General features: G+C 35.9%; 25 protein-coding genes, 1 other RNA gene and 1 pseudogene. 16 read left to right on the top strand and 11 right to left on the bottom strand.

Annotation, left to right across the window (positions count from 1 at the left end):
- Positions 1-8: 8 nt before the first annotated feature.
- Positions 9-296 (bottom strand): DUF2752 domain-containing protein, encoded by a 288-nt coding sequence (locus ICJ84_RS09790; RefSeq protein ID WP_188216211.1) that lies wholly within the window; start codon positions 294-296, stop codon positions 9-11.
- A 236-nt stretch (positions 297-532) separates the two neighbouring features.
- Between ICJ84_RS09790 and ICJ84_RS09785 the strand changes: the two genes are divergently transcribed.
- Positions 533-724, top strand: coding sequence for a hypothetical protein (locus ICJ84_RS09785; protein WP_188216210.1), 192 nt, complete (start codon positions 533-535; stop codon positions 722-724).
- Between the two features lie 6 nt (positions 725-730).
- On the top strand, positions 731-1,294 hold the full coding sequence (locus ICJ84_RS09780) for a Smr/MutS family protein (RefSeq protein ID WP_188216209.1): 564 nt from the start codon (positions 731-733) through the stop codon (positions 1,292-1,294).
- On the opposite strand, the gene ICJ84_RS09775 is transcribed toward ICJ84_RS09780, so the two are convergent.
- Positions 1,291-2,223 (bottom strand): hypothetical protein, encoded by a 933-nt coding sequence (locus tag ICJ84_RS09775; protein ID WP_188216208.1) that lies wholly within the window; start codon positions 2,221-2,223, stop codon positions 1,291-1,293. The genes ICJ84_RS09780 and ICJ84_RS09775 overlap by 4 nt on opposite strands.
- A gap of 101 nt (positions 2,224-2,324) precedes the next feature.
- On the opposite strand from ICJ84_RS09775, the gene ICJ84_RS09770 reads away from it, so the two are divergent.
- Positions 2,325-3,470, top strand: a complete 1,146-nt coding sequence (locus ICJ84_RS09770) for a cysteine desulfurase family protein (protein ID WP_188216207.1) — start codon at positions 2,325-2,327, stop codon at positions 3,468-3,470.
- On the opposite strand, the gene ICJ84_RS09765 is transcribed toward ICJ84_RS09770, so the two are convergent.
- Positions 3,467-5,926 carry a TonB-dependent receptor gene (locus ICJ84_RS09765; RefSeq protein WP_394367623.1) on the bottom strand — a complete coding sequence of 820 codons (2,460 nt, stop codon included), beginning with the start codon at positions 5,924-5,926 and terminating at the stop codon, positions 3,467-3,469. The genes ICJ84_RS09770 and ICJ84_RS09765 overlap by 4 nt on opposite strands.
- A gap of 7 nt (positions 5,927-5,933) precedes the next feature.
- On the bottom strand, positions 5,934-7,625 hold the full coding sequence (locus ICJ84_RS09760; protein WP_188216205.1) for a M23 family metallopeptidase: 1,692 nt from the start codon (positions 7,623-7,625) through the stop codon (positions 5,934-5,936).
- Positions 7,626-7,800: 175 nt separating this feature from the next.
- On the opposite strand from ICJ84_RS09760, the gene ICJ84_RS09755 reads away from it, so the two are divergent.
- From ICJ84_RS09755 to rny, 4 genes are all read left to right on the top strand, one after another.
- On the top strand, positions 7,801-8,091 hold the full coding sequence (locus ICJ84_RS09755; protein WP_188216204.1) for a hypothetical protein: 291 nt from the start codon (positions 7,801-7,803) through the stop codon (positions 8,089-8,091).
- A gap of 15 nt (positions 8,092-8,106) precedes the next feature.
- The gene (locus ICJ84_RS09750; RefSeq protein ID WP_188216203.1) at positions 8,107-8,400 is read left to right on the top strand and encodes a cell division protein ZapA; all 294 of its coding nucleotides are present in this window, start codon (positions 8,107-8,109) and stop codon (positions 8,398-8,400) included.
- Between the two features lie 55 nt (positions 8,401-8,455).
- Positions 8,456-8,562: non-coding RNA, 6S RNA (ssrS, locus tag ICJ84_RS09745), on the top strand.
- Between the two features lie 59 nt (positions 8,563-8,621).
- Positions 8,622-10,196 (top strand): ribonuclease Y, encoded by a 1,575-nt coding sequence (gene rny, locus ICJ84_RS09740; RefSeq protein ID WP_188216202.1) that lies wholly within the window; start codon positions 8,622-8,624, stop codon positions 10,194-10,196.
- A gap of 255 nt (positions 10,197-10,451) precedes the next feature.
- Here the strand turns inward: rny and xerD are convergent, their stop codons facing one another.
- The 3 genes from xerD to ICJ84_RS09725 all read right to left on the bottom strand — a co-directional run bounded on the left by xerD (position 10,452) and on the right by ICJ84_RS09725 (position 12,415).
- Positions 10,452-11,348, bottom strand: a complete 897-nt coding sequence (gene xerD / locus ICJ84_RS09735; RefSeq protein ID WP_188216201.1) for a site-specific tyrosine recombinase XerD — start codon at positions 11,346-11,348, stop codon at positions 10,452-10,454.
- A gap of 183 nt (positions 11,349-11,531) precedes the next feature.
- Positions 11,532-11,864 carry a TM2 domain-containing protein gene (locus ICJ84_RS09730; protein WP_188216200.1) on the bottom strand — a complete coding sequence of 111 codons (333 nt, stop codon included), beginning with the start codon at positions 11,862-11,864 and terminating at the stop codon, positions 11,532-11,534.
- A 218-nt stretch (positions 11,865-12,082) separates the two neighbouring features.
- Positions 12,083-12,415 carry a TM2 domain-containing protein gene (locus ICJ84_RS09725; protein ID WP_188216199.1) on the bottom strand — a complete coding sequence of 111 codons (333 nt, stop codon included), beginning with the start codon at positions 12,413-12,415 and terminating at the stop codon, positions 12,083-12,085.
- A gap of 47 nt (positions 12,416-12,462) precedes the next feature.
- Between ICJ84_RS09725 and ICJ84_RS09720 the strand changes: the two genes are divergently transcribed.
- The 4 genes from ICJ84_RS09720 (at position 12,463) to ICJ84_RS09705 (ending at position 14,847) form a co-directional block, all read left to right on the top strand.
- Complete coding sequence (locus ICJ84_RS09720) at positions 12,463-13,341, top strand: hypothetical protein (protein ID WP_188216198.1); 879 nt, start codon at positions 12,463-12,465, stop codon at positions 13,339-13,341.
- A 17-nt stretch (positions 13,342-13,358) separates the two neighbouring features.
- Complete coding sequence (gene aroQ, locus ICJ84_RS09715) at positions 13,359-13,775, top strand: type II 3-dehydroquinate dehydratase (protein WP_188216197.1); 417 nt, start codon at positions 13,359-13,361, stop codon at positions 13,773-13,775.
- Positions 13,776-13,879: 104 nt separating this feature from the next.
- Positions 13,880-14,383, top strand: a complete 504-nt coding sequence (locus tag ICJ84_RS09710) for a hypothetical protein (RefSeq protein WP_188216196.1) — start codon at positions 13,880-13,882, stop codon at positions 14,381-14,383.
- Positions 14,380-14,847 (top strand): hypothetical protein, encoded by a 468-nt coding sequence (locus ICJ84_RS09705; RefSeq protein ID WP_188216195.1) that lies wholly within the window; start codon positions 14,380-14,382, stop codon positions 14,845-14,847. The genes ICJ84_RS09710 and ICJ84_RS09705 overlap by 4 nt, the downstream gene beginning before the upstream one ends.
- Positions 14,848-14,931: 84 nt before the next feature.
- Here ICJ84_RS09705 and lpdA read toward each other — a convergent pair whose 3' ends face one another.
- A complete protein-coding gene (gene lpdA, locus ICJ84_RS09700; protein WP_188216194.1) occupies positions 14,932-16,308 on the bottom strand; it encodes a dihydrolipoyl dehydrogenase in 1,377 nt (458 codons plus the stop codon).
- Between the two features lie 117 nt (positions 16,309-16,425).
- Between lpdA and ICJ84_RS09695 the strand changes: the two genes are divergently transcribed.
- Positions 16,426-17,715 carry an NAD(P)/FAD-dependent oxidoreductase gene (locus ICJ84_RS09695; RefSeq protein ID WP_188216193.1) on the top strand — a complete coding sequence of 430 codons (1,290 nt, stop codon included), beginning with the start codon at positions 16,426-16,428 and terminating at the stop codon, positions 17,713-17,715.
- Positions 17,716-17,829: 114 nt separating this feature from the next.
- The gene (locus ICJ84_RS09690; RefSeq protein WP_188216192.1) at positions 17,830-18,756 is read left to right on the top strand and encodes a nuclear transport factor 2 family protein; all 927 of its coding nucleotides are present in this window, start codon (positions 17,830-17,832) and stop codon (positions 18,754-18,756) included.
- A 59-nt stretch (positions 18,757-18,815) separates the two neighbouring features.
- On the opposite strand, the pseudogene ICJ84_RS09685 reads toward ICJ84_RS09690, so the two are convergent.
- Both ICJ84_RS09685 and msrB read right to left on the bottom strand, forming a co-directional pair.
- Positions 18,816-19,367: pseudogene (locus ICJ84_RS09685) on the bottom strand (DUF1572 family protein).
- Between the two features lie 18 nt (positions 19,368-19,385).
- Positions 19,386-19,859 (bottom strand): peptide-methionine (R)-S-oxide reductase MsrB, encoded by a 474-nt coding sequence (gene msrB / locus ICJ84_RS09680; RefSeq protein ID WP_188216191.1) that lies wholly within the window; start codon positions 19,857-19,859, stop codon positions 19,386-19,388.
- Between the two features lie 164 nt (positions 19,860-20,023).
- Between msrB and ICJ84_RS09675 the strand changes: the two genes are divergently transcribed.
- Both ICJ84_RS09675 and ICJ84_RS09670 read left to right on the top strand, forming a co-directional pair.
- Positions 20,024-20,839, top strand: a complete 816-nt coding sequence (locus ICJ84_RS09675) for a M48 family metallopeptidase (RefSeq protein ID WP_188216190.1) — start codon at positions 20,024-20,026, stop codon at positions 20,837-20,839.
- 93 nt (positions 20,840-20,932) lie between these two features.
- On the top strand, positions 20,933-22,258 hold the full coding sequence (locus tag ICJ84_RS09670; RefSeq protein WP_188216189.1) for an MFS transporter: 1,326 nt from the start codon (positions 20,933-20,935) through the stop codon (positions 22,256-22,258).
- Positions 22,259-22,284: 26 nt separating this feature from the next.
- Here the strand turns inward: ICJ84_RS09670 and metE are convergent, their stop codons facing one another.
- Entirely contained in the window at positions 22,285-24,588 is a 2,304-nt protein-coding gene (metE, locus tag ICJ84_RS09665) for a 5-methyltetrahydropteroyltriglutamate--homocysteine S-methyltransferase (protein ID WP_188216188.1), read from the bottom strand.
- Between the two features lie 135 nt (positions 24,589-24,723).
- On the opposite strand from metE, the gene ICJ84_RS09660 reads away from it, so the two are divergent.
- On the top strand, positions 24,724-25,209 hold the full coding sequence (locus tag ICJ84_RS09660) for an Lrp/AsnC family transcriptional regulator (RefSeq protein WP_188216187.1): 486 nt from the start codon (positions 24,724-24,726) through the stop codon (positions 25,207-25,209).
- The last annotated feature ends 36 nt before the right edge of the window (positions 25,210-25,245 follow it).

Raw genomic sequence — 25,245 nt, 5'->3', positions numbered from 1 at the left:
ATGTTGAATTAGATTGAAAAGGTTTTTATAAAAAAGCTTGTAATAATTATGATTGCATTAATGATCGCCAGAACAAGAATGATTCTATTGGCTGATTTAAAGCTTTTAAACAGATTAAATGCAATCACTAAAAACATAATGAGTAAGGTGTAAATAGCAGGATACATTTTAAATGCGGCAATAAACTCGCCATGAACCAAGAGTGAAAGCGAACGTTGCATGCCGCAACCCATACATTCCATCCCGAATAATTTTTTATTCAGACAGGGTAACATATATTCTTCCAAACCTTGCATTTTGTAAGTATTTCATTCAAATTTATAAAAATAAAGGGTTTGTGAAAGTTATTTCAGTTGGTTTATGAGATTTTTTTTGTTAATCCTTTGATAGTCTTTAAAAAAGGAATTTCTACAGCCATGTATCTTATGGTTAGTTTCATTAAAATGAATTGTGCTCTAAAATTTTAATGTAATTTTGCAGCATATTTGTAATCTTTTTGGGTTATCATTATTGGACAAAACATAAAATTCATATGAAATACATAAATTATATACTGATTGTTTTAGGGGCTATTGTCGCTATTTATTCAAAAGCCGGGGCAGAACAAAATCAGTATGTGTTAATTGCAGGCATTATAATTTTAATGACCGGAGTGTATCGAATTTCTAAAACGATTCCTAGTAAACATAGTGACGAAAATCAGTTCGAAGATAACGACAATTAGAAGTATATGGGATTTCAGGCAGGCGATCAGGTTTTGGTTTTAGATGAGGATATGGCAGGTGTGGTTAAGCAGGTGCAGGGCGATACCATTTCTATTGAGACCGAAGATGGTTTTTTATTAAGTTTTCAGGCTTACGAACTGGTTAAGGCAAAATCGAACAAAGCCATTAAAGAAACCTTATCTGCAATAACCGGTATTGGTCAGGCTATTCAGGAAAAGGAAGCCTCTAAAAAGCGAACCCAACAGCCAAAGAAACGGGCTAAAGATCGTTACGAACCCACTATGGAAGTCGATTTACATATTCATCAACTGGTAAAATCGTCAAAAGGGATGACTAATTACGCTATGTTAACCTTACAGTTAGATACGGCCAGACGTCAGTTGGAATTCGCTATTAATAAACGCATCCAGAAAATCGTATTCATTCACGGTGTTGGTGAAGGGATTTTAAAAACAGAACTGGAATACCTTTTTGGGCGTTACAGTAATGTGAAATTTTACGATGCCAATTATCAGAAATACGGTTTAGGTGCAACCGAAGTTTACATTTACCAAAACACGACTGATTAATTAAATACAGGCGATAAGGTTTCTGTTTTTAAACTGCTGCTAATTTCAGAATCATCCAAAGTTCCAAATTCTAAAACATCATAAGAAATCACGCCTAAATCAATATCGAAAACAGTTAAGGTTACGGTATAGGTTTTGGTGATATTGTGTGCTCTGTACGAGGTTGCCGCAACGGTAGTGCTAACCTCTGGGTTTAGATAATCGGCACCTACATCAGGGTTTGTAATATCGTTTGCCGGATTGTTGTCCTGAGATTCGTTTTCTTCGTCGCGTGTGTTTACACCATCTCCATCATCATCGGCATCTAAATAATCCGGAATACCATCACCATCAGTATCTTGTGCATCATCAAAATTTCCATCACCATTCGGATCCGGATTTTCATCAATAGTTCTGATGTTGTCTCCATCATCATCTAAATCCAAGTAATTAGGAATACCATCGCCATCGGTATCGTCATCTGTTAAATCACCGTTCGCATTAATATCCTCGAGCTCAGCAGGAATACCATCATTATCATCTTCCGTTAAAACGGTTCTAATGGTTACCGAACCACTGGTAGCTTCGTAATCATTAGTGATTTTTACTTCAGAATTCGGGATATCGTTACAGAATAAATCATTTGGTAAGGATGCGTTGCTATACGTTCGGTAGTTAAAAGCATTGGTGGACGATAAGCTAAAGGTTTCTTCGTAAACATTATCATCGCCAATAGCTAAAATTTCACTTAGGCTGCTTAATTCTGAGATTCTTACCGATAAAGATTCAGAAGGATCATTTTTTGTTTTATAAAACACTAAACTACCGGTACCCTCGCATACAGCATATTCGTCATCAAAATCGAATTCTACTGTAATTACATCTCCATCATCACATGCCGAATAGGTTAATAAACTTAGTGTAGTTAAAATAAAAAATATCTTACGCATTCTATTTGGGTTTTAAGGCAAAAATAAACGAATTGTATTTTATAACGTAGCATATTGTCAATAATTTTATTCTGAGTAATTTTGTGATGAAAAATACAATTATGCAACAGGTTTATTTTGATAATGCCGCAACTACGCCAATACGGAGTGAGGTTATAGAGGTGATTTCTCAAGTGATGAAAACGAATTATGGTAACGCGTCATCATCTCATAGTTTTGGTCGTTCCTCAAAAGTACTGATCGAGAAGGCCCGAAAGACTATAGCGGGTTATTTAAATTGTACTGCCGGAGAGATTGTGTTTACTTCAGGTGGTACCGAAGCTGATAATCTGGTGTTAAGATCTGCTGTTCGAGATTTAAATGTGAAGCATATTGTAACCTCTAAAGTTGAACATCATGCGGTTTTGCATACCGTTCAGGCTTTAGATAAAGAATACGGTATTCAGATTAGTTATGTTAATCTTGATGCCAATGGAGATGTGGATTATTTGCATCTGGAGACTTTATTAGATACCGAGGAAAAGACCCTCGTTAGTTTGATGCATGTTAATAATGAAATAGGTAATATTTTAGATATTAAGCAGGTTGCAGATTTATGTAATAAATATGATGCATTATTTCACAGTGATGCTGTGCAGTCTTTAGGGCATTACAAATTAGATTTACAGGAGGTTAAAGTTGATTTTTTAGCAGCGTCTGCGCATAAATTTCAAGGCCCTAAAGGAGTTGGTTTTGTATATGTAAGAAAGGACTCCGGATTGAAACCGTTAATTTTCGGAGGAGAACAGGAGCGCGGTTTGCGAGCCGGAACCGAAAGTGTGCATCATATTGCAGGAATGGAAATGGCTATTAAATTAGCTTATGATAATTTAGAACAAGAGCAAACCTACGTACAACATTTAAAAACGTATTTCATAGAAGCGATAAAAAAGGTCATTCCCGATGTTCAGTTTAACGGGCAATCTGCTAATTCAGAACAAAGTATTTACACCATACTGAATTTACGATTACCGAGTTCTAAAGTAGATGCCTCCATGATGTTGTTTCAGTTAGATTTAAAAGGTATAGCCTGTTCCAGAGGAAGTGCCTGCCAAAGCGGAAGCAGTCAGAAATCGCATGTGCTTTCCGAAATTTTAGACGCTGAAGCCCTTGAGAAACCGTCTCTTCGTTTTTCATTTAGTATTTTTAATACCAAGGCGGAAGTTGATTACGTTGTTGATGTTTTAAAGACCTTTACTGCAAATTAGAACTTCATCGTTGTTCTTACATTGAAAACACGCGGCGTTAAATAATTAGGAATACCGTACTGTCTTTTGGTGTATACGTCACGTACCCAGGTGTTGGTAATTGAGTTTTGCGCATCGAACATGTTGTAAATTTCAAAACCAAAAGACAAGGCCTTGAACGGTTTTTTCCATCCGTGATTGAACCGTTTGTTTGCATCAACTAAAACAAATTGCAAGCCTAAATCGGCACGCTTGTAATCTGGTAAACGGTTTTGATATTTGTAAACATCGGCATAGCTAGGAGAACCTCCGGGTAATCCGGTGTTGTAGACTAAATTTAAATACACCTTTAAATTAGGGACATTGGGCACATAATCCTGAAATAAAGCAGCGAATTTTAAACGCTGATCGGTTGGTCGGGCAATATACCCGCGGTTATCAATGTTTTCCTCGGTTTTTAAATATCCAAAACTAAACCATGATTCGGTTCCCGGAACAAACTCTCCATTCAAACGCATGTCCAATCCGTAGGCATATGCTTTAGCATTGTTTGTTGCCCTATAGCGTATGCGAACGTTTTCAATTGTGTATGGGTTAACATCATTCAGATTTTTATAATAGGCTTCCGAAGTCAGTTTAAAAGGCCGATTCCACATTTTAAAACTATAATCATTCCCAAAAACAATATGATAGGATTGTTGTGCCTTAACGCTAGGTTGAACCACACCGTTTGCATCTCGCAGTTCTCGGTAAAACGGCGGTTGATAATACAATCCGGCAGCCACTCTAAACAACATATCTTTATTCCAGTCAGGCTTTATAGCGAATTGGGCCCTTGGACTGAAAACCGTTTGATTTGATTTTTTGATTCCCAAACCATTCACCGACCAATTATGTACTCGAACGCCTGCATTGTACCAAACATCACTATTTCCTAGCAAGGTACGTTTACTCCATTGAAAATATGCCTGTATGCGATTGATTTGCGTTTTGTTCAGGCTTCTTACATTTTGAAAGGCTTCCAAAGGCCCGGAATATGCTATATAAGGCTGTTCGTTTGGAGCAGCTTTTGGTGGACGGATAGAAAAGCCTGCAGAATCGATAACTTCCCATTCAATTAATCGGTCACGAATATCTTCATGGGTGTATTTTAGAGACCATTCCAAGCGGTTTTCATCGATTTTAAAATCACCTTTATGCTCTATGGTGCTTATTAAAGCGTCTAAATCGTTTCGACCATGGTTTAACTGACTTCCAATACCGCGACTATATTCCACATTTCCAAGATTTTCGCCACCGATATCGGTATTGACTTCACCTAATCGGTACTGTGCTAAAATATCGAAGTACTCTTCTTCGGTAGTGTGATATGTTGAAGTAAGGAGTTTTAAATTCAGGTTATCATTTATAAAATACGACCCGTTTAAGGCGCCGAAAAATGTACGGTACTGATCTTTTTCCTGACCTTCATAAAACACCAAAAGTGCAATAGGGTCGCTAAACGTACCAAAATTGGTTTGACGCGTTTCAGGTTGGTAATTGTATTTGTTAATGGAAGCGTTTCCTAAAAAACTTAAATGAAATTTATTGGAAAATTTATAGGTTAAGTAGGTTTGAATATCGGCAAAGGAGGGTTGATAATTAGTTTCCGTTTCTTTGGCCTGAACAAGTAAACTATTATCTCGGTAGCGCACACCGGCAATAGCTGTAAATTTTGAATCTTTACTTATGTTTTCAACTGATAAGCTTCCGCCTAATAAGCTTAAATCGGCATTGACTTCAAACTGATATGGCGTTTTATAGGTAATATCTAATACTGATGATAATTTGTCACCATATTTAGCCTGAAAACCGCCGGCTGAGAAATCGACATTCTGTACTAAATCGGTATTTACAAAGCTTAAGCCTTCCTGTTGTCCGGAACGAATTAAAAACGGTCTGTACACTTCAATGTCATTAACATAAACCAGATTTTCGTCGTAATTACCGCCTCGTACGGAATATTGGGTGCTTAATTCGTTGTTATTACTAACTCCGGGAAGGGTTAACAGCAGGTTTTCAACACCGGCATTGGCTCCCGGAATTTTTCTAATGGTTTCCGGTTTTAAGGTAATAATGCCTTCAACATCTCGCTGACTCACATTATTAATCACCACTGTCGCAATTTGTTCGGTAGCTGTATTCATTACCGGGTTGAATTCCAGTGTTTCACCATTTTTAAGGTGAAATGTACTGGCTATTTTCTTGTAAGACAGATGCGTGAATTCAATAGAAATATCCTGATTAGCCGGAATGTTTAAAAGGTAGAACCCGTTTACATTGGTTGTGGTTCCGCTGGTATTCGATTTTATATTTACGTTAGCAACTGGTGCATTGGTATCGTCCAGAATAATTCCTTTAATAGTTGCTGTTTGTGATGCTCCAGAGAATGGCAGGATTAAAAACAGAAAGGCTAAAACGTAAAATTGGCTTTTCAAAAGATATTTAGTTTTTTCTATAGAATACAGACTCAAATGTAGAACTATTTCCCACATTATCGGTAACTATAAGTTTGAAATTATTTTTGGTTTCGGTTGAAATATGGTCATTAAAGTCGAAAGTAAGTGTGTTGTTTTTGTATTCGTACTCCATTAAAATCCACTTACCATTTATGGTGGCTCTGTAATTTGAAATGCCTGAACCAGAATCGTCAATTTTCAATTTTAGAAAGCGATAATTGCTAAGCCATTGTTCGTTTTTAAAGTTTACAGGTGTAATGGTTGGCTTCATTGTATCGGCAGTAAGCGTATAAGAACCTAAATACTTCGTACTAGCTATTAAGGTGTCTCCAACTCTTTTTGTTTCGGTGTATACCGGATAGTTGCTTTTTCGTCCAACTAATCTGGAAACATACAATTTATCTTTATCTGCACCTTTATAATGACTCACGTTGAAATTGATATTGAAATTATTCCTTGTAGGTATAATGTCTTTATGAAGCGTTAGCGTGTCATTCTTAACCTTAAAATCGATATAGAAATTTTTGTAAAACGTTTCAGGGTAAAAATGAACAGACACATTACCAGACTTTAAATTGGTGCTTTGGTTCGCGTATATATAATAAGGTGTTTTTTGTTCAGTAGCAGACTGTGATATGTCGGTTTTATTTCCTTTGATATTAATGGTTACCCAGGCATCATTATCCTCATAATCCACCACCCGAATTTTATAAATAGCATTAGTACTGTCTTTAATAGTCAAATGGCCGTTATTAAATTCAGGGCTGTATAAGCTTAAGGTATTGTTTTGATTAAACAATCGTTGTATGCGATGTTTGGTTTCGGTATAGTGTTCGTAATCGATAAGCTGATTGATGTTTCGGGTTTCATCAAATGAAAAGGACTTAAAATTTATTTCGAAATTCTGATTACCGTTTAAAAATGATTGAATCTGGTACACGCCATTTGAGTTTGCTGCCAAATTTTGCCTGTCGTTCGTTTCGATACCAATACCAATAGTTCCGTAAGCCTCTATATTTTCGGTAGTGTAGTCGCCTGAAGCCATTGGAATTAATCTAAGCTTTTGTTTTTTGCCTGAATTGTTGACTGTAGACGAATCGTTTAAAGGATAAGCATAAATGGATTTGATGGTTGGTTTGGTTGTATCGGCTATGCTGATACCAAAAAGCATCGGGTTTAGGGTGTGTTCATCCTTGTTTCTGATTTCGAAATGCAGGTGAGGTCCACCAGAACCTCCCGTATTCCCACTAAAAGCCACATGTTCACCTTTGTTTACCCGTATCTCGTTGGCCGAAGGAAATAATTCAATTTCATACGATTCGGCTTCGTATTGGCGTTCTTTTACGTATGCTTCAATTTCTGGAGCAAATTTCTGTAAATGAGCATAAACAGTTGTGTATCCGTTAGGGTGGGTGATATACAGTGCTTTACCATATCCGTAATGAGAAATTTTTATGCGACTTACAAAACCATCGGCAGCTGCTATAACCCTAAGGCCTTCACGTTGCTGTGTTTTTATATCCATTCCTGAATGAAAATGATTGGAGCGTAATTCAGCAAAGGTTCCGGAGAGAATTAGAGGCACTTCCAAAGGGTGGCCAAAATAATCCTGAGGGTAAGGGTTTTGAGCCTGAGTAATTAAAGAAAAGGTTGTAAGTAGAAATAGGACTAATCTCATAAAAAAGTAGTTGTTGCTAAGTTATAAATTTGGTATGATACTGCAAAAATAAAAGAAATATCAAGCCATTTTGTTGATTTAGAGTAATAACGACAAATTTGAAATTTTATTAAAAAACAATTGTTATTTATACCAATGTATGTTAACTTTGTGTAATAAGTATTGAAATTTGCAAATGGGTAATATTGAAGATATTGTAGATTCTTTAGAAAGCAAAATTAGCAAAGTATTACATAGATTAGAGCTTTTGAAGCTTGAAAACTCGAAGCTAAAGGACGATTTAGTAGCTTCAAGACAAGAAATTTCGGCCCAAAAAGAACGTATTGCAAATTGGGAAGAGAAATATGAAGCTCTTATAATGGCAAATACAATACTTGGCAGTGACGAAAATAAAAGAGAAACTAAGCTTAAAATAAATGCTTTAATTAGAGATATAGATCATTGTATTGCTCAACTCTCCGATTAAAGCTAAATCGAATCAATGTCAGACAAGCTTAAAATAAAGCTATCTATAGCAAATAGGGTATATCCTTTAAATATTGACCCGAGTCAAGAAGAAGGATTACGTAAAGCGGCTAAAAATATCGAGGCAATGATTAAGCAGTTTGAGCAAAGTTATTCTGTTCGCGATAAGCAAGATGTGTTAGCTATGTGTGCCTTACAGTTTGCCGCGCAAGTAGAACAGAAATCAATAGATAAGGAACATGTTAATGAACATGTAGAAGATAAATTAAGTGCATTAAACGATTTGCTTCAGTCTTATTTGGTCTCTTAAGCGTTCTTTAAAATAAGTTTAAAATACTGCCTGCATTAGTGATTTTTTTTGATAAACTCAACGTTAATTCTTTAAAAAGGGTGAGTTTAAGTTGTTAAAGCATGCTGCCTTGAGCAGACCCTTGATCAGCTTGTTAACCCTAAACTTGTTTTTAAGGAGTTTATACAAAACTTTATACTGGTGCGGGCTTTTTTATATGTTTAAATCAACTAAAATCAACAATGGATAACTCAATTATATTAATTGCAGGAGGGGGAATATTAGGGATAGCAATAGGTTTTGTTATTGCTAAAGTATTAGAAAAAAATAATGCGTCTAAGCTGGTAAAGGAAGCTAAAAAAAGTGCCAGTTTAATTATCAAGGAAGCCAACAGTGAGGGCGAGTCGATAAAAAAAGATAAAATTCTTCAGGCTAAAGAAAAATTCATCGAACTTAAATCGGAGCACGAAAAGGTCATTTTATCTCGTGACAAAAAAATGGCAGAAGCCGAAAAGCGCACACGCGATAAGGAGTCTCAGGTTTCCAGTGAATTAGCCAAAAACAAAAAACTTAACGAAAGTTTAGAGGCGAAATTAAAAGACTATGATCACAGACTGGATGTTTTAGATAAGAAGCAGGAGGAAATCGATCGTTTACACAAAAGTCAGGTAGAACAACTGGAAGTTATCTCGAGTTTATCAGCTGAAGAAGCTAAAGCGCAACTTATAGAGTCTTTAAAAGGCGAAGCAAGAAATGACGCTATGGCTTATATTCAAAGTTCTTTAGAAGAAGCTAAATTAACTGCAGAACAAGAGGCGAAGAAAGTTATAATCAACACCATTCAGCGCATAGGTACAGAAGAAGCTGTAGATAACTGTGTGTCTGTATTCAACATCGAATCTGATGATGTTAAAGGTAGAATTATTGGTCGTGAAGGACGTAATATCCGTGCGATTGAAGCCGCTACAGGTGTGGAAATTATTGTAGATGATACACCGGAAGCGATTATTCTGTCTTGTTTTGATGCTGTGCGTCGTGAAGTGGCGCGTTTATCGTTACACAAGTTAGTAACCGATGGTCGTATTCATCCAGCTCGTATTGAAGAGGTGGTTCAAAAAACACAAAAGCAAATCGAGCAGGAGATTATTGAAGTTGGTAAACGTACGGTAATTGATTTAGGGATTCACAACTTACACCCTGAGTTAATTAAGATGGTAGGTCGAATGAAATACCGTTCTTCTTACGGACAAAACTTATTACAACACTCGCGTGAAGTGGCTAAGCTTTGTGGCGTGATGGCAGCAGAATTAGGGTTAAATCCAAAATTAGCGAAGCGTGCCGGATTATTACATGATATAGGAAAAGTGCCGGATGCAGAAGCCGATATGGAAACGCCTCACGCTATTTTAGGTATGCAGTGGGCTGAGAAGTTTGGAGAGAAGGAAGATGTATGTAACGCGATTGGGGCTCACCACGACGAGATTGAAATGAAATCGTTACTAGCGCCGATTATTCAAGTATGTGATGCGATTTCAGGCGCAAGACCAGGCGCAAGACGTCAGGTATTAGATAGCTATATTCAACGTTTAAAAGATCTTGAAGATATTGCTTTCGGATTTAACGGTGTTAAGAAAGCATACGCTATTCAGGCAGGACGTGAATTACGTGTAATTGTTGAAAGTGAAAAAGTAGACGATCAAAAAGCGGCAGATTTATCATTTAACATCTCACAGAAAGTTCAAACAGATATGACTTATCCTGGACAAGTAAAAGTAACGGTAATCAGAGAAACCAGAGCGGTAAATATTGCGAAATAATTATCGTTATAGCATAAATAAAAAAGCCTCAACACAAGTTGAGGCTTTTTTATTTTTCAGAATATCTTGACTACGTTGGTTAAATTTTGATGCGATTATTTCGAAACGAAAATTTCTCGTAATAACATTTCTTTACAATATCTAGTTTCAATTGTCATCCTGAATTTATTTGAGACTACTGAAAAAGAGGAGTAATCTAAATAGGAGCACCTGAAATAAGTTCAGGTTTACAAAAGTTTTCTTTTTAAGCGTTTTTTATTTTCTCGGGTGGTATTTTTCTACCACTTTGGTTAAATGGCTTTTATCGAGATGTACGTAAATTTCGGTTGTGGTGATACTTTCATGCCCCAACATCAATTGAATAGAGCGTAAATCGGCATCGTTTTGCAGTAAATGCGTGGCAAACGAATGTCGGAAGGTATGCGGCGAAATACTCTTTTTTAATCCTATTTTTTCAGCTAGTTGTTTGATAATGGTAAAAATCATGGCACGTGTTAGTTGTTTACCACGACGATTTAAAAATAGTGTATCCTCATGCCCAGGTTGAACAGGCAGATGATTTCGAATTTCCTTTCTGTAAATATTGATGTATTTCTGAGTTACTTCCACAATGGGTACAAAACGTTGTTTGTCACCTTTTCCTGTTACTTTAATAAAGCCTTCATCAAAAAATAAATCGGAAAGTTTTAAGCTGATGAGTTCGCTTACACGCAAGCCACAACCATAAAGCGTTTCCAAAATGGCTCTGTTGCGTTCGCCTTCCGGTTTGCTTAAATCAATTGCCGCAATAAGTTTATCGATTTCTTCTTCAGATAAGGTGTCGGGAAGTTTTCGCCCTATTTTAGGAGATTCTATAAGGTCCAGCGGGTTGGTTTCCCGGTAGTCTTCAAAAACGAGATAGCTAAAAAAGCTGCGCAAGCCAGATATTAATCTGGACTGCGATCTGGCATTTACATTTTTAGCTGTCTCATAAATAAATTGCTGAATGCTTTCGGTTTTTATATCAACAGGTGAAATAGTATCATTATGAGCTTCTAAGTATTTTATAAGCTTTCTGATGTCTAAAGTATAGTTATCGATGGAGTTTTGAGATAAACCACGTTCAATCTTTAAGTATAACTGATAGTCTTTTAAAGCGTTTTCCCATTTCATAGGGATAAAAGTAAATTATTTTCAGCTTTGAGCAGTTCTAAGACATTTAAAAAAGTGGAGATAAGTAAAAAAAAGCCGAAAGAATACTTTCGGCCTTTTTTTTATCAAGTAAGATTAGCATTAATACTAAATGGTTATGATTTAATTTTGGTTGATTGTTGGTAATAATTATGTCATTAAATTTTAAAATCTACCAGTAATCATATTAATTAAATCGATAATCCACCAAACACCTAATCCACCAGCTGTTAAAATGAACACAATGTTCCAAAGGATTGGTTTTCCGTAGTACCATCTGTGTCCTGCAGCCCATCCTAGGAAGAACCATAACAGAATACCCACTACTAAGTTGTCGCCCACTGCAGAAGCAATTGGCGTTAACACTTCTGTGGTTGTAGAATCACCGGTTGTGATTTCTGTAGCGGTGCTAACAGTTCTTTTTACAGGAAAAGATGCGTAGCTTGCAGAGAACGAAAATAAAGCTACCAATAATGTAAGTAAAATTTTAAATTTCATAATTAATCGTTTTATGTTTGTTGATACAATTTAATAAAAAATCCTGTATCTATCTAAAAAACATTTAGTTATTTTCTTTCGTCTTTAAATCAGTTTTTCTTACCTAGTTAAAATATGTGGAAAATAATGTTCACTTATCTGGTCAGTTGTATTATTTAAAAAAGAATAAATCCGAAGTGAGATTACTTCGGATTTACAATATATTTCAGTAAAAATTTTTAAAAGTTGTCTGATAAAATATTAATTAGATCTACAATTCCCCAGATTCCCAAACCAGCAATAGTTATGATGAATAAAATATTAATTAGTACTGGTTTTTTATAATACCAACGATGAGCGGCAAACGGCCAACCTAAAAAGAACCATAAAGCGACTCCAACCCATTTGTTTTGAGAAACTACAGAAGAAGTGATGGGGGTTAAAATTTCATTTGTAGAGTTTGATGTTAGTTCTGTAACAGTGTTTACAGTCCTCTGAACAGGAAAAGAAGCGTAGCTTACCGAGTACGTAGTTAACACCGCTAATAATGTCAGTAAAAATTTAATTTTCATAATTAATTATTTTATGTTTGTTTATACAATTTATTAAAAATCCAAATATGTTTCGTAAGTGTCTTGTTGTTTTTCTGTTTTTCTTTACAGCCATATTTTCAAATGCTCAGCAATCTTATGAATATATTGGATTTGTAAGGATTAATGATACGGTTAATATATCATATAAAATAGCTCTAACTGAACATATGGGCAAAGTAAAAGGCTATTCTCTAACAGGAATGGGAGGTGAGCATGAAACGCGTTCAATCATTAGAGGTGAATATTATGAAGATAAAAAGGAATTAAATTTTAGAGAAACCGGAATTGTGTATACCAAATCTCCGATAACTCAGGATGATTTCTGTTTTATTAATACTACAATAAGAGACTTTACGTTTAAGAAGAGCGATAAAATTAAAGCTGATTTTATAGGTTTATTTTCAGATAACACGAAGTGTGTTAATGGTGAATTAATGTTGAGTCCATTAGAGAAAATGGAGGCTAAGTTTGATAAGGTAATTAAGAAGATCAATAATTCAAAAAAGGTCTCCGATAGTATTAAAGAAAAATTAAGTTCTATGAAGATGATGGATTCATTGAATATGAACATCCTTCGTAAGGACCAAACGCTAAGTGTATTTTCAAAATCAAAATCGGTGTCTTTAATTATTTATGATGGCGGCAAGGAAGACGGTGATAAAATAAACATAAAAGTTAACGATAAATCGTTGCTGACTCATTTTGAAGCCACCAATACGCAAAAGGTTATTAATCTAGATTTGATAGATGGAAAGACCTCTATTGTGATTAATGCTGTTAACGAAGGAAGCATTGCACCAAATACTGTTATTGTAGAGTTAAAAGATGGTGATAATAGTATAAAAGCCATGTCTAATTTAAAGAAAGGTGAGAAGACACAAATCGATTTTTTAAAAATTAAATAAGTACGATAAACACTTAAATGAAAAAGATACTCATTATTAATGGTCCCAATTTAAACTTATTAGGAAAGCGTGAACCAGCCATTTACGGCAGTTTAACTTTTACTGAGTTTTTTGATACCATCAAAGAAAAATACGAAGGTATAAGTTTAGAATATTACCAGTCGAATGTAGAAGGAGAAATTATCAATAAATTACACGAGGTCGGTTTTAGTTATAACGGTGTGATTTTAAATGCAGGTGCGTATACGCACACGTCAATAGGCATTGGCGATGCGATTAAAGGTATTGAAACACCAGTTGTGGAAGTTCATATTTCAAATACGTTTGGTCGAGAGGAATTCAGACATCAATCGTATATTTCTCCTAACGCGAAAGGCGTTATTTTGGGCTTTGGTTTGCAGAGTTACGAGTTGGCTATCCAGAGTTTTATTTAGTTTTTCTTAACGATATATTGTCGTTTTTTTATGATTGTATTGTGAGATTTTTAACATGATATATTCTTAGGTTTGTATTATTAATCTTAAAAACTGAATCAATCATGAAAAGAAACTTACTGCTATTATTCCTATTTCTAGGATTAATTAAATTACAAGCTCAAGAATTAAAAGTCGCTACAAGTGTAGGGTCGAATGGAGGAGTAAATAATTTTGCTCTCGCTTTTGACGCGACTTATTTAGTGAATATAAATAAGAATTTAGATTTTGGGTTTACCACAGGGTTGTCTTATTGGTTTAAAAGTGACGAATATGATTTATCCGGTTTAAAAATTTCCGCCAGGGGTGATATTAAAATGCTCCCAATAGCGTTAACCAGCCGTTTTAACTTAACTGAAAAGTTGTCTTTTGGAATAGATTTGGGGTATGCATTCGCTATAGATTCTCATCCTTATTCCAGCGGGTTTTATTTTGCACCAAAAATTCAATATGAACTTTTTAAATCTACAGATATTGTTTTGGGTTATAAATTATTTAATATGGATTCTTCTATTGATGTAGGGCCTAATATTGATGTGGTATCATTAGGTGTTGAATTTAAGTTGTGAGTAAAAAACTAACATTTCAAATATTGGCTTTTATTGGAGTTTTACATTTAAATGGGCAGAATTTACAATGTAAAAGCTCGATTGAAGATAGTGGCTCTACATTTGAAGTAACTAATGATTTTTATATTTTGAGAATTAATAGTAATCTAAATATTATTCAGAAGGCGCAAATAGTTGATTTTGGAATCTATTCAAAATTTGAAATGCCCGTTTTATTTGAGGTAAAATTAAACGAAAAATGGAAGTTGTTTAGTGGGGTCAATTTAATGTTGTTTAAGGATGGTTTAACAGGTAATGATTCCCCTTTGTTGAATGCAAACTTTGGTATTGAATACGAACCTACAAATAATTTAATGTTTAATGCTCAGTTTAATTATAGGTCTTCAAATGATAATCCTATAAAAACAGATTTTACTTCGGGCTTAAGAGAATCATTTACCGTTGGGTCTAAATTAAAATTTTAAAGAAATAAAAAAGGTTTCAGTATATGCTGAAACCTTTTTTATTCTAAGAAATCTAATAATCTAACTTGTTTAAAAAAGCCTGTTTTAGATGTGAATTACTTCGTCGTAAGCAGCAGCTACAGCTTCCATAACCGCTTCACTCATGGTTGGGTGAGGGTGCACTGCTTTTAATACTTCATGCCCTGTAGTTTCTAATTTTCTAGCCACAACAGCTTCAGCAATCATATCGGTCACACCAGCACCAATCATATGGCATCCTAACCATTCACCGTATTTAGCATCGAAAATTACTTTTACAAATCCGTCTTTGTTTCCTCCAGCACTAGCTTTACCTGAAGCTGAGAAAGGGAATTTACCGATTTTGATATCGTATCCTTTTTCTTTAGCTTGTTTTTCGGTTAAACCAACACTTGCAATTTCAGGCGTAGCGTAAGTACATCCAGGAATATTTCCGTAATCTAAAGCTTCCACGTGTTGTCCAGCAATTTTTTCAACACATAAAATACCTTCAGCAGAAGCGACGTGTGCTAAAGCCTGTCCCGGAGTCACATCACCAATAGCGTAGTAACCAGGAATGTTAGTTTGGTAGAAACTGTTTACTAATATTTTATCGCGGTCTACAACAATACCAACATCTTCCAATCCGATGTTTTCAATGTTTGTTTTAATACCTACAGCACTCAAAATGATATCAGCTTCTAAAACTTCTTCTCCTTTTGCAGTTTTTACAGTCGCTTTAACACCTTCTCCAGAAGTATCCACTTTTGTTACTTCAGCAGAAGTCATAATGTTGATGCCACTTTTCTTGAACGAACGCTCTAGTTGTTTAGAAACATCTTCGTCTTCAACAGGAACAATGTTTGGTAAGTACTCTACAATTGTTACTTCGGTTCCCATAGAGTTGTAGAAGTATGCAAACTCCACACCAATAGCTCCAGAACCAACTACAATCATTTTCTTTGGTTGTTCAGGTAAAGTCATCGCTTCTCTGTAACCAATTACTTTTTTACCATCCTGTGGTAAGCTTGGTAATTCGCGAGAACGTGCTCCAGTTGCAATAATAATATGGTCTGCGCTATATTCCGTTCCGTCTACATCAACTTTTTTACCAGGTTTTAGTGTTCCGTAACCGTTAATAACATCAATTTTATTCTTTTTCATTAAGAACTGAACACCTTTGCTCATACCTTCCGCAACACCACGGCTACGTTTTACAACAGCATCAAAATCGTGTTCTGCTTCCTTAACTTTTAGTCCGTAATCTTCAGCATGCTTAAGATACTCAAATACTTGGGCAGATTTTAGTAAGGCTTTTGTAGGGATACATCCCCAATTTAAACATACACCACCAAGGTTTTCTTTTTCAATAATGGCAGTTTTAAAACCTAACTGCGATGCTCTAATAGCCGTTACATAACCACCAGGACCACTTCCAAGAACAATAATATCGTATTTACTCATGAGATTTTTTTAATCGTTATTTTTCCGGCAACGAATTTACGAAACCTTATCCATATAAAGAATTTAGAACCCTATAAATTTGTATCTTTTGTTACCTTTGTTAGTAAGATTTACTATATGAACATTCCCAGAACAAGTTTTCCCCGAGTCGTAATTATAGGCGGTGGTTTTGCTGGAATATCTCTGGCAAAAAAGTTATCGAAGCAAGAAGTACAGGTCGTTTTGCTAGATAAGCACAATTACCATACCTTTCAACCACTACTTTATCAGGTGTCTACAGGTGGATTGGAACCTGATTCTATCGCGTATCCTATTCGTAAAATACTTAAAGACTTTCCTAATTTTCATTTCAGACTAGCTCATGTTGAAGAAATAGACACTGCAGGAAAAAAAGTAAAGACCGATATAGGGAATTTAAAATTTGATTATCTGGTGGTGGCATCGGGATCGCAAACGAATTATTTTGGGAATGCTGAAATCGAAAAGAACAGTATGGCTATGAAAACCATACCACAGTCTTTAAACTTACGAAGTTTGATTCTTGAAAATTTTGAAGAGGCTTTACTGACTTCAGATCTAAATGAACGCAATGCCTTAATGAATTTCGTTATTGTGGGAGGCGGGCCGACAGGTGTGGAATTGGCGGGTGCTTTGGCAGAAATAAAGAAAGGTATCTTACCAAAAGATTACCCGGATTTAGATACGCGCATGGCTCAAATTCACATCATTCAATCCGGCGATTGTGTCTTAAAGGGGATGAGTGATAAAGCATCGTCTAAAGCCGAAGATTTTCTGGAAAAACTAGGTGTTCACATCTGGAAAAATGTACGTGTAACGGGGTATGATGGAAAAATCGTTACAACCAATACCGATTTAACTTTCGAGACTGCAACTTTAATCTGGGCGGCAGGGGTAAAAGGGGCTACAATAAAAGGTTTGGATGCTTCAGAGTTCATTACCAGAGGCAATAGAATTATTGTAAACGCATTCAATCAGGTAAAAGGATTCGACCATATTTTTGCCGTTGGAGATGTGGCCAGTATGGAAACGGAAGATTATCCGAACGGATTTCCAATGATGGCACAACCTGCTATACAACAGGGAAAACAACTGGGAGACAATATGCTGCATTTAATAGAAGGTAGAGCCATGAAGCCGTTTCAATATAAGGATAAAGGAGCTATGGCTACCATTGGAAGAAATAAAGCGGTAGTGGATTTGCCAAGGTTTAAATTTCAAGGGGTCTTAGCCTGGTATGTCTGGATGTTTGTGCATTTATTTTTCTTAATAGGATTCAGAAATCGCATGGTGGTTTTTGTAAACTGGGTCTATAATTATGTGCGTTTCGATAGGGAAGCCCGATTAATTATTCAACCCTATAAAAGAACTTTGAAGTCCGATATTTAGGTTCTAAGCTAAATTTTCTTAATCATGCTGTAAGAAATAATCATGTGTAAATCATTCATTTTCAGTTATTTTGATTAAATTTAAAAAGATTAATTAACCAAAAATTTATTCAAAATGAAAAAACTCGCTATTATCTGCATGTTGATCCCCTCGTTCATCATGTACTCTCAGACAAAAAAAAACGGAACTATTTACATTGAGCATCCTGCAATAAAAGTTGTAGAAGATATGACTCAAGCCTTTGTGAAAGGCGACACCGTTAAAGTAGCCAGTTATCTGGCCGACGATTTTAAAGCCTATAACGGGATGAGTAATAATCCTGATGATAAAGGGGTTGATAAACATCAATATTTAAAGCAGGTGGCTTTCTGGAAGGATAATGTTTCCTATTTGAGTATAGAACGTGCTAAAGGCGCATATCCTGATGCTTTGGAATATAAAGAATCAGGCTTATGGGTGCAGACCTGGGATTATTTAAAAGGTGTGCACGACAAAACAGGGGTAAAGCTCAATATGCAGCTGCACAGGTTATTTGTTATCAATGATGACAACAAAATTAAAACGGTGATTACCTATGATGATGGTACTGTATTTGATGCCATTGGCCAAGCGCGAGATGTTCGAACAAATGGTACGATTTATAATGAACATGAATATATCAATAAAGTACGCCGTATGATAGGTGCTTTGGAGCACGGCGACATCGAAAAAGGTTTTAGTTATTTTGCTGAAAATGCTCGGTTTTCAAATCTAGATATGCCTGATGGTGAAACCAACGGATTAGAAGATGAAAAGTCGCATTTTAAAGCGTTTTTGACAGCCTGGACCATTGATGCCATTGATGTGGTTGGTTATCCGGATTATTTAGAATATGAAATATGGGGTGGTAAAGTTGTTCAGTCCTGGTGGAAATTACGATTGACTCGTAAATCAGACGATAAGAAATTTACAGTTCCTTTGATGTTTACTCATAATTTTAATGACGAGGGTATGATTACCAGGGAACGTGGATATTATACAACAAGTACGTTAAAAGATTAAAATATATTTCCAAAATAAAAACAGTCTTCAAAATTTTGATTTTGAAGACTGTTTCTGTTTTAAATATCATCGGTAAAATGCCTTTTCGTTTTTTCCAAACTAAATTTTTTAGCATTATATGTTGAAGATTCTCCTTTTGGAATAGACAGCGACTGCCAGTCATTTCCTTTCAATAACTTGCCGAGAAACACTATTTGACCAATATGGTAACTGTAATGTGCTAATTGTCTGTTAATCGCTTCTAAAACGGTATGACCTTCATTTCTAATATAAATGATAGATTCCAAATCGGATTCCTTCAACGCATTTATAGCTTTGAATAAGGTCAACCAGCCGCTTTCCCAAGATGCGATTAGGTCTTCTTTTGATGTGTATGAGCTTATAAACTCATCCTCCCGATTACGCCATGATTTTTAACCATCTTCCGTGAGGAAATTAGTCCATCGGCTTAGCATATTCCCAACCATATGTTTTGCAATAATCGATATACTATTGGTATCCTCGCTGCTTTGCCAAGAGATGTCGTCAAAAGAGAGTTGGTTAAAGGTTTTATCTCCTAGGCTTTTATAATATTGAAATTGCTTAGTAATGCTGGTTAAATAACTTTCCATGAGCGTAAAGTTACTATTTTATTTGGTGTCGGGAATAAATTTTAAAGCCACGCCATTTATGCAGTGGCGTTTTCCTGTGGTATTTTTTGGCCCATCATTAAACACGTGCCCTAAATGTCCGCCACAGGTTGCACAATGCTCTTCTGTGCCATAAAAAGCATGCGAATCTTTAGAGTAAGCCACGTTGCCCTTTATTTCCTGATCAAAACTTGGCCACCCGGTTCCCGAGTCAAATTTATGAATGCTTTTAAAAAGCGGCGTGTTGCAGGCTTTACAAACATAAGTGCCTTTTTCGTAATTTTTATTTAAAGGACTTGAAAACGCAGGTTCGGTTCCCGATTTCCGCAGGACCTGGTATTCCTGAGGGGTTAGTTGTTGTTTCCACTCGGCATCCGTTTTAGAAACTTTATAAGCAGATTTCTGATTTTTTTGCGCATTTCCATTGCAGCTGAAAATTAATAATGTAAGGGTAAAGAGCAAGATGTTTTTCATGAGTTGATGTGTTTTTTAGGAAGTCAGTCGTAAGTCTCGATTAAACATAACAGAAGGCTTGTATATCATCTTTATTTGTTTAAGTGACTTTTAAAAAATGAAAGCGTCTAAAATAGTAAGATACAATTTTTGTATTTTTATACCCTATTTTAATCCAAATTACGATGAAACTGAAGAAAACACTTATAGTATCAGGAACTCTTGCATTCGTTCTTTCGTGTGCTACAAATCCGTTTTCAGGTAAGAAAACCATGGCTTTTGTATCGAACGATCAATTATTTCCAACATCCTTTGCACAGTACAATCAATTTTTGTCAGAAAATAAAGTGATTACCGGGACTGCAGATGCAAATATGGTCACCCGCGTGGGGCAAAGAATAGCTAAGGCGGCTGAACGTTACCTAGATGCCAACGGTTATCAAGGTTATTTAAAAGATTATAAGTGGGAATATAACCTGGTTGACGATAAAACGGTGAATGCCTGGTGCATGCCAGGAGGAAAAATTGTGGTTTACACAGGAATTTTACCAGTAACTAAAAACGAAACAGCCTTAGCGGCAGTGGTGGGCCATGAGGTTGCACATGCTTTGGCAAATCATGGTCAGCAACGTATGAGTGCGGCTTACGTTCAGCAAGGAGTTGCCTTGGCGGGAAATGTAGCCTTGTCGGGGGACAAACAATCGTTGGACATATTTAATCAGGCTTATGGAGTTGGTTCTCAGGTAGGTGTTATGTTGCCATTCAGCAGAGCGCATGAAACCGAAGCCGATGAGATTGGCTTATATTTAATGGCTATTGCTGGTTATAATCCGGACGAAGCTGCGGAATTATGGAAAAGAATGGATGCCGTAGGAGGTGAGGCACCACCAGAAATGTTAAGTACACATCCTTCAAATGCTTCACGAATAGCAAACTTAACGTCTTTGGCGCCTAAAGCAAAAGCAGAGGCGGCTAAGTTTGGCGTCACGTCATTTAAGTAAGATTTAATTTATAAGAGTTAAAAATATTTGTTTACTTTGAGGCTGCCTGATTTCGGGCAGTCTTTTTTATTTAAAACCGATTATAATTATTTTATGAAGCCATTAGAAAAAGGAAGTAAGAAACTGTTAAATGCCTGGGCTTTTTACGACTGGGCAAACTCGGTGTATAGTTTAGTTATCGCATCGGCTATATTTCCTATTTTTTACGGGGCACTTTTTAGAATTTCGGATATTGAAAAAGTGTCGGTTTTTGGCGGCGAAATTTCCAGAGCTCCATTAATTAGTTACACCACTTCTTTGGCTTTTGTATTCATTGCTATTGTGACGCCGTTAATCTCTGGTGTTGCCGATTATTTGGGGAATAAGAAAGTTTTTATGAAGTTTTTCTGCTATTTAGGAGGTGTGTCCTGTATTGGTTTGTATTGGTTTTCCTTAGAGCATATTTATTTTAGTCTGGCGTGTTACTTTTTTGGTTTAGTCGGTTTTTGGGTAAGTTTTGCCATTAACAATTCGTATTTACCTGATATTGCATTTGCCAGTCAGCAGGATAGAATTAGTGCCAAAGGCTTTTCTTTGGGGTATGTTGGTAGTGTGATTCTTTTATTGCTGAATCTGGCAATGGTTATGAAACCGGATGTTTTCGGAATTACTACCGATGAAAGTGGAGCAGCCGAGATTAAAGCCATGAAATATTCTTTTATTTCCGTTGGTATCTGGTGGATTCTGTTCAGTCAGTATTCCTTTTATTACTTGCCTAAAGGAAATAAAAAAGACAGTCCGAAGAAAAATGTCATCTTAAATGGTTTCAAAGAATTAAAACTGGTTTGGAGTCAGTTATCGCATAACATAAAACTGAAACGTTATTTAGGTGCTTTCTTTGTGTATAGTATGGCGGTACAAACGGTAATGCTTATTGCTACTTATTTTGGAGAAGAAGAAATCGCCTGGGGAACCGATGCTGAGCGAACTATGGGACTTATTGTGAGTATTCTGGTGATTCAGGTAGTTGCCATTTTAGGCGCCATGGTAACAGCAAGAGTTTCGAGAATCTTTGGAAATATTAAAACTTTAATTGGTATCAACGTCATTTGGGCGGTTATTTGTGTGTATGCGTATTATGTAATTACCCCAATGGATTTTTATATCGCTGCTGGTTTTGTGGGAATTGTTATGGGAGGCATACAGGCCTTATCGCGATCGACTTATTCTAAATTTTTACCAGAAACCACCGATACGACATCATTCTTTAGTTTTTATGATGTTGCTGAAAAAATAGGTATTATTATCGGAACGTTTTTATACGGTTTTGTGGCTCAGTTTACAGGAAGTATGCGTAATGCGGTTTTGTTTCTGTTTGTTTTCTTTTTTATTGGAATTGTTCTGTTATTTAGAGTACCAAAAGATAAAAAAGAAGCCTGATTTTTAATCAGGCTTCTTTAGGAGGTTTAAACTAATTCTAATTCTTGTTGTCTTAATTTTTTTGCTGCTTTTACAATGTTTTCTAAAGCTTGTTTCGTTTCCGGCCAGTCTCTGGTTTTTAAACCACAATCCGGATTTACCCAAATATGTTCTTTAGGGAGTACCTGTTTTGCTTTTAGGAGTAAATTCTCAATTTCCTGTAATGAAGGCACACGTGGCGAATGAATATCGTAAACACCAGGACCTATTTCATTGGGATAATTAAAATTCACAAAAGCTTCCAGTAGTTCCATTTCAGAACGTGATGTTTCGATGGTAATCACATCGGCATCCATATCGGCAATACTGGCAATAATATCATTAAATTCAGAATAGCACATGTGGGTATGAATTTGAGTTTCATCCTTAACACCGCTAGCTGAAATTCTAAAGGCTTTTACAGCCCAGTTTAAATACTCGGCCCATGCTTCTTTTCGCAATGGTAAGCCTTCACGAATGGCGGGTTCATCGATCTGAATGATTTTTAAACCATGTTTCTCCAGGTCTACCACTTCATCTCTTATTGCCAACGCAATTTGATTACAGGTTGCTTGTCTTGGCTGGTCGTTTCTTACGAAAGACCATTGTAAGATGGTTACCGGGCCGGTTAGCATCCCTTTCAAGGGTTTTTCTGTTAAAGATTGTGCATATTCTGACCATTTTACCGTCATCCGATTTTCGCGAGAAACATCACCGAACAAGATAGGAGGTTTAACGCAGCGGCTTCCATAGCTTTGTACCCAACCAAAGTCACTAAACGCAAAACCATTAAGTCTTTCACCAAAATATTCAACCATGTCGTTGCGTTCAAATTCACCATGGACCAAAACATCTAAACCAATGTCTTCCTGAAAGCGAATGGAATCTTCAATTTCTTTAGCGATTAGATTATCGTAATCTTCCTGAGATAATTGTCCTTTTTTATGCTTTAAACGCCAGTTTCTAACCTCTTTGGTTTGCGGAAAGGAACCAATAGTTGTTGTAGGGTAGAGTGGCAGATTTAAAGCATTCTTTTGTTTAGCCTGTCTTATGCTGAAATTACTTTCTCGGTGACTATCTGCTTCCGTGAGTTTTAAAACCCGGTTTTTGACCTCGTTGTTATGAATTAATTTAGAAGTTTTTCTGTTAAGGTTAGCGAGTTTATTCTCTTCGTACAATGGTAAATATGCATCGTTTTCCGGAAGGCATAAGTTTTTAATCGTATTGATTTCTTCCAGTTTTTGCTTGGCAAATGCCAGCCATTGTTTGATATCAAATTTCAGATTCGTTTCTAAATCCAAATCATACGGCGTGTGTAAGAGGGAGCAGGACGATGAAATACATATGTTTTCAAAAGGCACTTTAGTTAAGGCTTTTTCGATGGTTTTTAATGATGCTTCAAAATCATTTTTCCAGATATTTCGACCGTCAACCACACCTAAAGAAAGTTTGGTGTTTTTATTAAAATGTTCAGAGTTTAATATATCATCCAATTGTAATTGGCAGCGAACCAGATCTAAATGCAGCGTATCGACTGGTAATTGAAGCGCTGTTTCCAAATTATCGCCATAGCAGTCAAAATAATTTGCCAGGAAGATTTTTAGTTTTGGAAACTGCCTGTGTATCGTTTGGTAGGTCGTTGTTATGGCCTGGCGCTCGTTGTTTCCCAGGTTTAATGCCAGGCAAGGTTCATCAAACTGAATGTATTCAACCCCAAGATCTGTTAATTCCTGAATAATTTCCAGATAAACAGGTAATAATTTATCCAGTAAATCCAATCGTTGGAATCCTTCTTCCTTTTCTTTACCTAATAGTAAAAAAGTTACCGGACCAATTAAAACAGGTTTGGTTTCGATCCCAATAGCCAAAGCTTCTTTATACTCTTTAATAACTTTTTTTGAAAAATAATTAAAGGTTTGTTTCTTTTCAAATTCAGGAACTATATAGTGGTAGTTGGTATCGAACCATTTGGTCATTTCCATAGCGGTGACATCAATTCCCTCTTTTTGTAATCCCCTTGCCATCGCAAAGTATAATTCTAAAGTATTCTCTTTTGGAATGTATTTATAGCGTTCAGGTATACAGCCCACCATTAAACAGGTGTCCAGCACCTGATCGTAAAGTGAAAAGTCGTTGGACGGGATTAAGTCAATACCCGATTCCTGTTGTTGTAACCAATTTCGGGTTTTTAAGTCCAGGGCTGTTTTAAGTAGATCTTCTTCGTTAATTTTTTTATCCCAAAAGGCTTCGCAGGCTTTTTTTAGTTCGCGATGGGATCCAATTCTTGGATATCCTAAAATGGTAGTTTTCATAATGTGTTATTGGTTTAAAATCCTGTTCAAAATTATAATTGAAGAATATAAATGAATAATAAGTGTTGTTTTTTGGTTGCATTTCCTATTTTTGATTCACATCAAAGATGAATAATCTTTTAATTGAAGTAGAATATGAGTTTACCAGAAAATAATTCTGCGATACCCCTGGATGAGATTGATTTTAGAATCTTAAAAATACTGCAACACCGATCGAATTTAACAACAAAGGAGTTGGCGGCTAAAGTTAATTTATCTACGACACCCGTTTTTGAACGCGTGAAGAAGCTTGAAAAAGCAGGGTATATCAAGAATTATGTTGCAGTTTTAGATGCTGAAAAGTTAAATAAAGGTTTGATGGTGTTTTGTAATGTAACTTTAAAAGAACATACGCGAGAAATAGGAAATCAATTTGTGCAAGATGTTTTGTCGTTGAAAGAAGTTGTTGAATGTTATAATATTTCTGGAGATTATGACTTCTTTTTAAAGATCCTGGTTAGCGATATGAAGGAGTATCAGAATTTTGTTTTAGATCGCCTGGGAAGTATAAAAAATATAGGCAGTGCGCATAGTACATTTGTTATGGGAGAGATTAAAAACTCTTATGCTGTGCCGATTTAGATGTAAAATTTGAACCATAAAAAAGCCCGAAAGTTA

The sequence above is a fragment of the Aestuariibaculum suncheonense genome, from assembly GCF_014596935.1.
GTDB classification, from domain to species: domain Bacteria; phylum Bacteroidota; class Bacteroidia; order Flavobacteriales; family Flavobacteriaceae; genus Aestuariibaculum; species Aestuariibaculum suncheonense.
Note: the sequence above shows the minus strand (reverse complement) of the source record. Positions and strands in the feature narration are given on the sequence as shown.

What these genes read in the sequence shown, in the direction of transcription:
- ICJ84_RS09790 (WP_188216211.1), bottom strand. Translation starts at nt 296, where the DNA reads ATGCAAGGTTTGGAAGAATATATGTTACCCTGTCTGAATAAAAAATTA.
- ICJ84_RS09730 (WP_188216200.1), bottom strand. Translation starts at nt 11,864, where the DNA reads ATGAAATTTAAAATTTTACTTACATTATTGGTAGCTTTATTTTCGTTC.
- ICJ84_RS09725 (WP_188216199.1), bottom strand. Translation starts at nt 12,415, where the DNA reads ATGAAAATTAAATTTTTACTGACATTATTAGCGGTGTTAACTACGTAC.
- ICJ84_RS09690 (WP_188216192.1), top strand. Translation starts at nt 17,830, where the DNA reads ATGAAAAAACTCGCTATTATCTGCATGTTGATCCCCTCGTTCATCATG.
- ICJ84_RS09760 (WP_188216205.1), bottom strand. Translation starts at nt 7,625, where the DNA reads ATGAGATTAGTCCTATTTCTACTTACAACCTTTTCTTTAATTACTCAG.
- ICJ84_RS09750 (WP_188216203.1), top strand. Translation starts at nt 8,107, where the DNA reads ATGTCAGACAAGCTTAAAATAAAGCTATCTATAGCAAATAGGGTATAT.
- lpdA (WP_188216194.1), bottom strand. Translation starts at nt 16,308, where the DNA reads ATGAGTAAATACGATATTATTGTTCTTGGAAGTGGTCCTGGTGGTTAT.
- ICJ84_RS09775 (WP_188216208.1), bottom strand. Translation starts at nt 2,223, where the DNA reads ATGCGTAAGATATTTTTTATTTTAACTACACTAAGTTTATTAACCTAT.
- ICJ84_RS09675 (WP_188216190.1), top strand. Translation starts at nt 20,024, where the DNA reads ATGAAACTGAAGAAAACACTTATAGTATCAGGAACTCTTGCATTCGTT.
- ICJ84_RS09710 (WP_188216196.1), top strand. Translation starts at nt 13,880, where the DNA reads ATGAAAAGAAACTTACTGCTATTATTCCTATTTCTAGGATTAATTAAA.
- ICJ84_RS09770 (WP_188216207.1), top strand. Translation starts at nt 2,325, where the DNA reads ATGCAACAGGTTTATTTTGATAATGCCGCAACTACGCCAATACGGAGT.
- ICJ84_RS09785 (WP_188216210.1), top strand. Translation starts at nt 533, where the DNA reads ATGAAATACATAAATTATATACTGATTGTTTTAGGGGCTATTGTCGCT.
- ICJ84_RS09670 (WP_188216189.1), top strand. Translation starts at nt 20,933, where the DNA reads ATGAAGCCATTAGAAAAAGGAAGTAAGAAACTGTTAAATGCCTGGGCT.
- aroQ (WP_188216197.1), top strand. Translation starts at nt 13,359, where the DNA reads ATGAAAAAGATACTCATTATTAATGGTCCCAATTTAAACTTATTAGGA.
- ICJ84_RS09780 (WP_188216209.1), top strand. Translation starts at nt 731, where the DNA reads ATGGGATTTCAGGCAGGCGATCAGGTTTTGGTTTTAGATGAGGATATG.
- xerD (WP_188216201.1), bottom strand. Translation starts at nt 11,348, where the DNA reads ATGAAATGGGAAAACGCTTTAAAAGACTATCAGTTATACTTAAAGATT.
- msrB (WP_188216191.1), bottom strand. Translation starts at nt 19,859, where the DNA reads ATGAAAAACATCTTGCTCTTTACCCTTACATTATTAATTTTCAGCTGC.
- ICJ84_RS09755 (WP_188216204.1), top strand. Translation starts at nt 7,801, where the DNA reads ATGGGTAATATTGAAGATATTGTAGATTCTTTAGAAAGCAAAATTAGC.
- ICJ84_RS09720 (WP_188216198.1), top strand. Translation starts at nt 12,463, where the DNA reads ATGTTTCGTAAGTGTCTTGTTGTTTTTCTGTTTTTCTTTACAGCCATA.
- ICJ84_RS09695 (WP_188216193.1), top strand. Translation starts at nt 16,426, where the DNA reads ATGAACATTCCCAGAACAAGTTTTCCCCGAGTCGTAATTATAGGCGGT.
- metE (WP_188216188.1), bottom strand. Translation starts at nt 24,588, where the DNA reads ATGAAAACTACCATTTTAGGATATCCAAGAATTGGATCCCATCGCGAA.
- rny (WP_188216202.1), top strand. Translation starts at nt 8,622, where the DNA reads ATGGATAACTCAATTATATTAATTGCAGGAGGGGGAATATTAGGGATA.
- ICJ84_RS09660 (WP_188216187.1), top strand. Translation starts at nt 24,724, where the DNA reads ATGAGTTTACCAGAAAATAATTCTGCGATACCCCTGGATGAGATTGAT.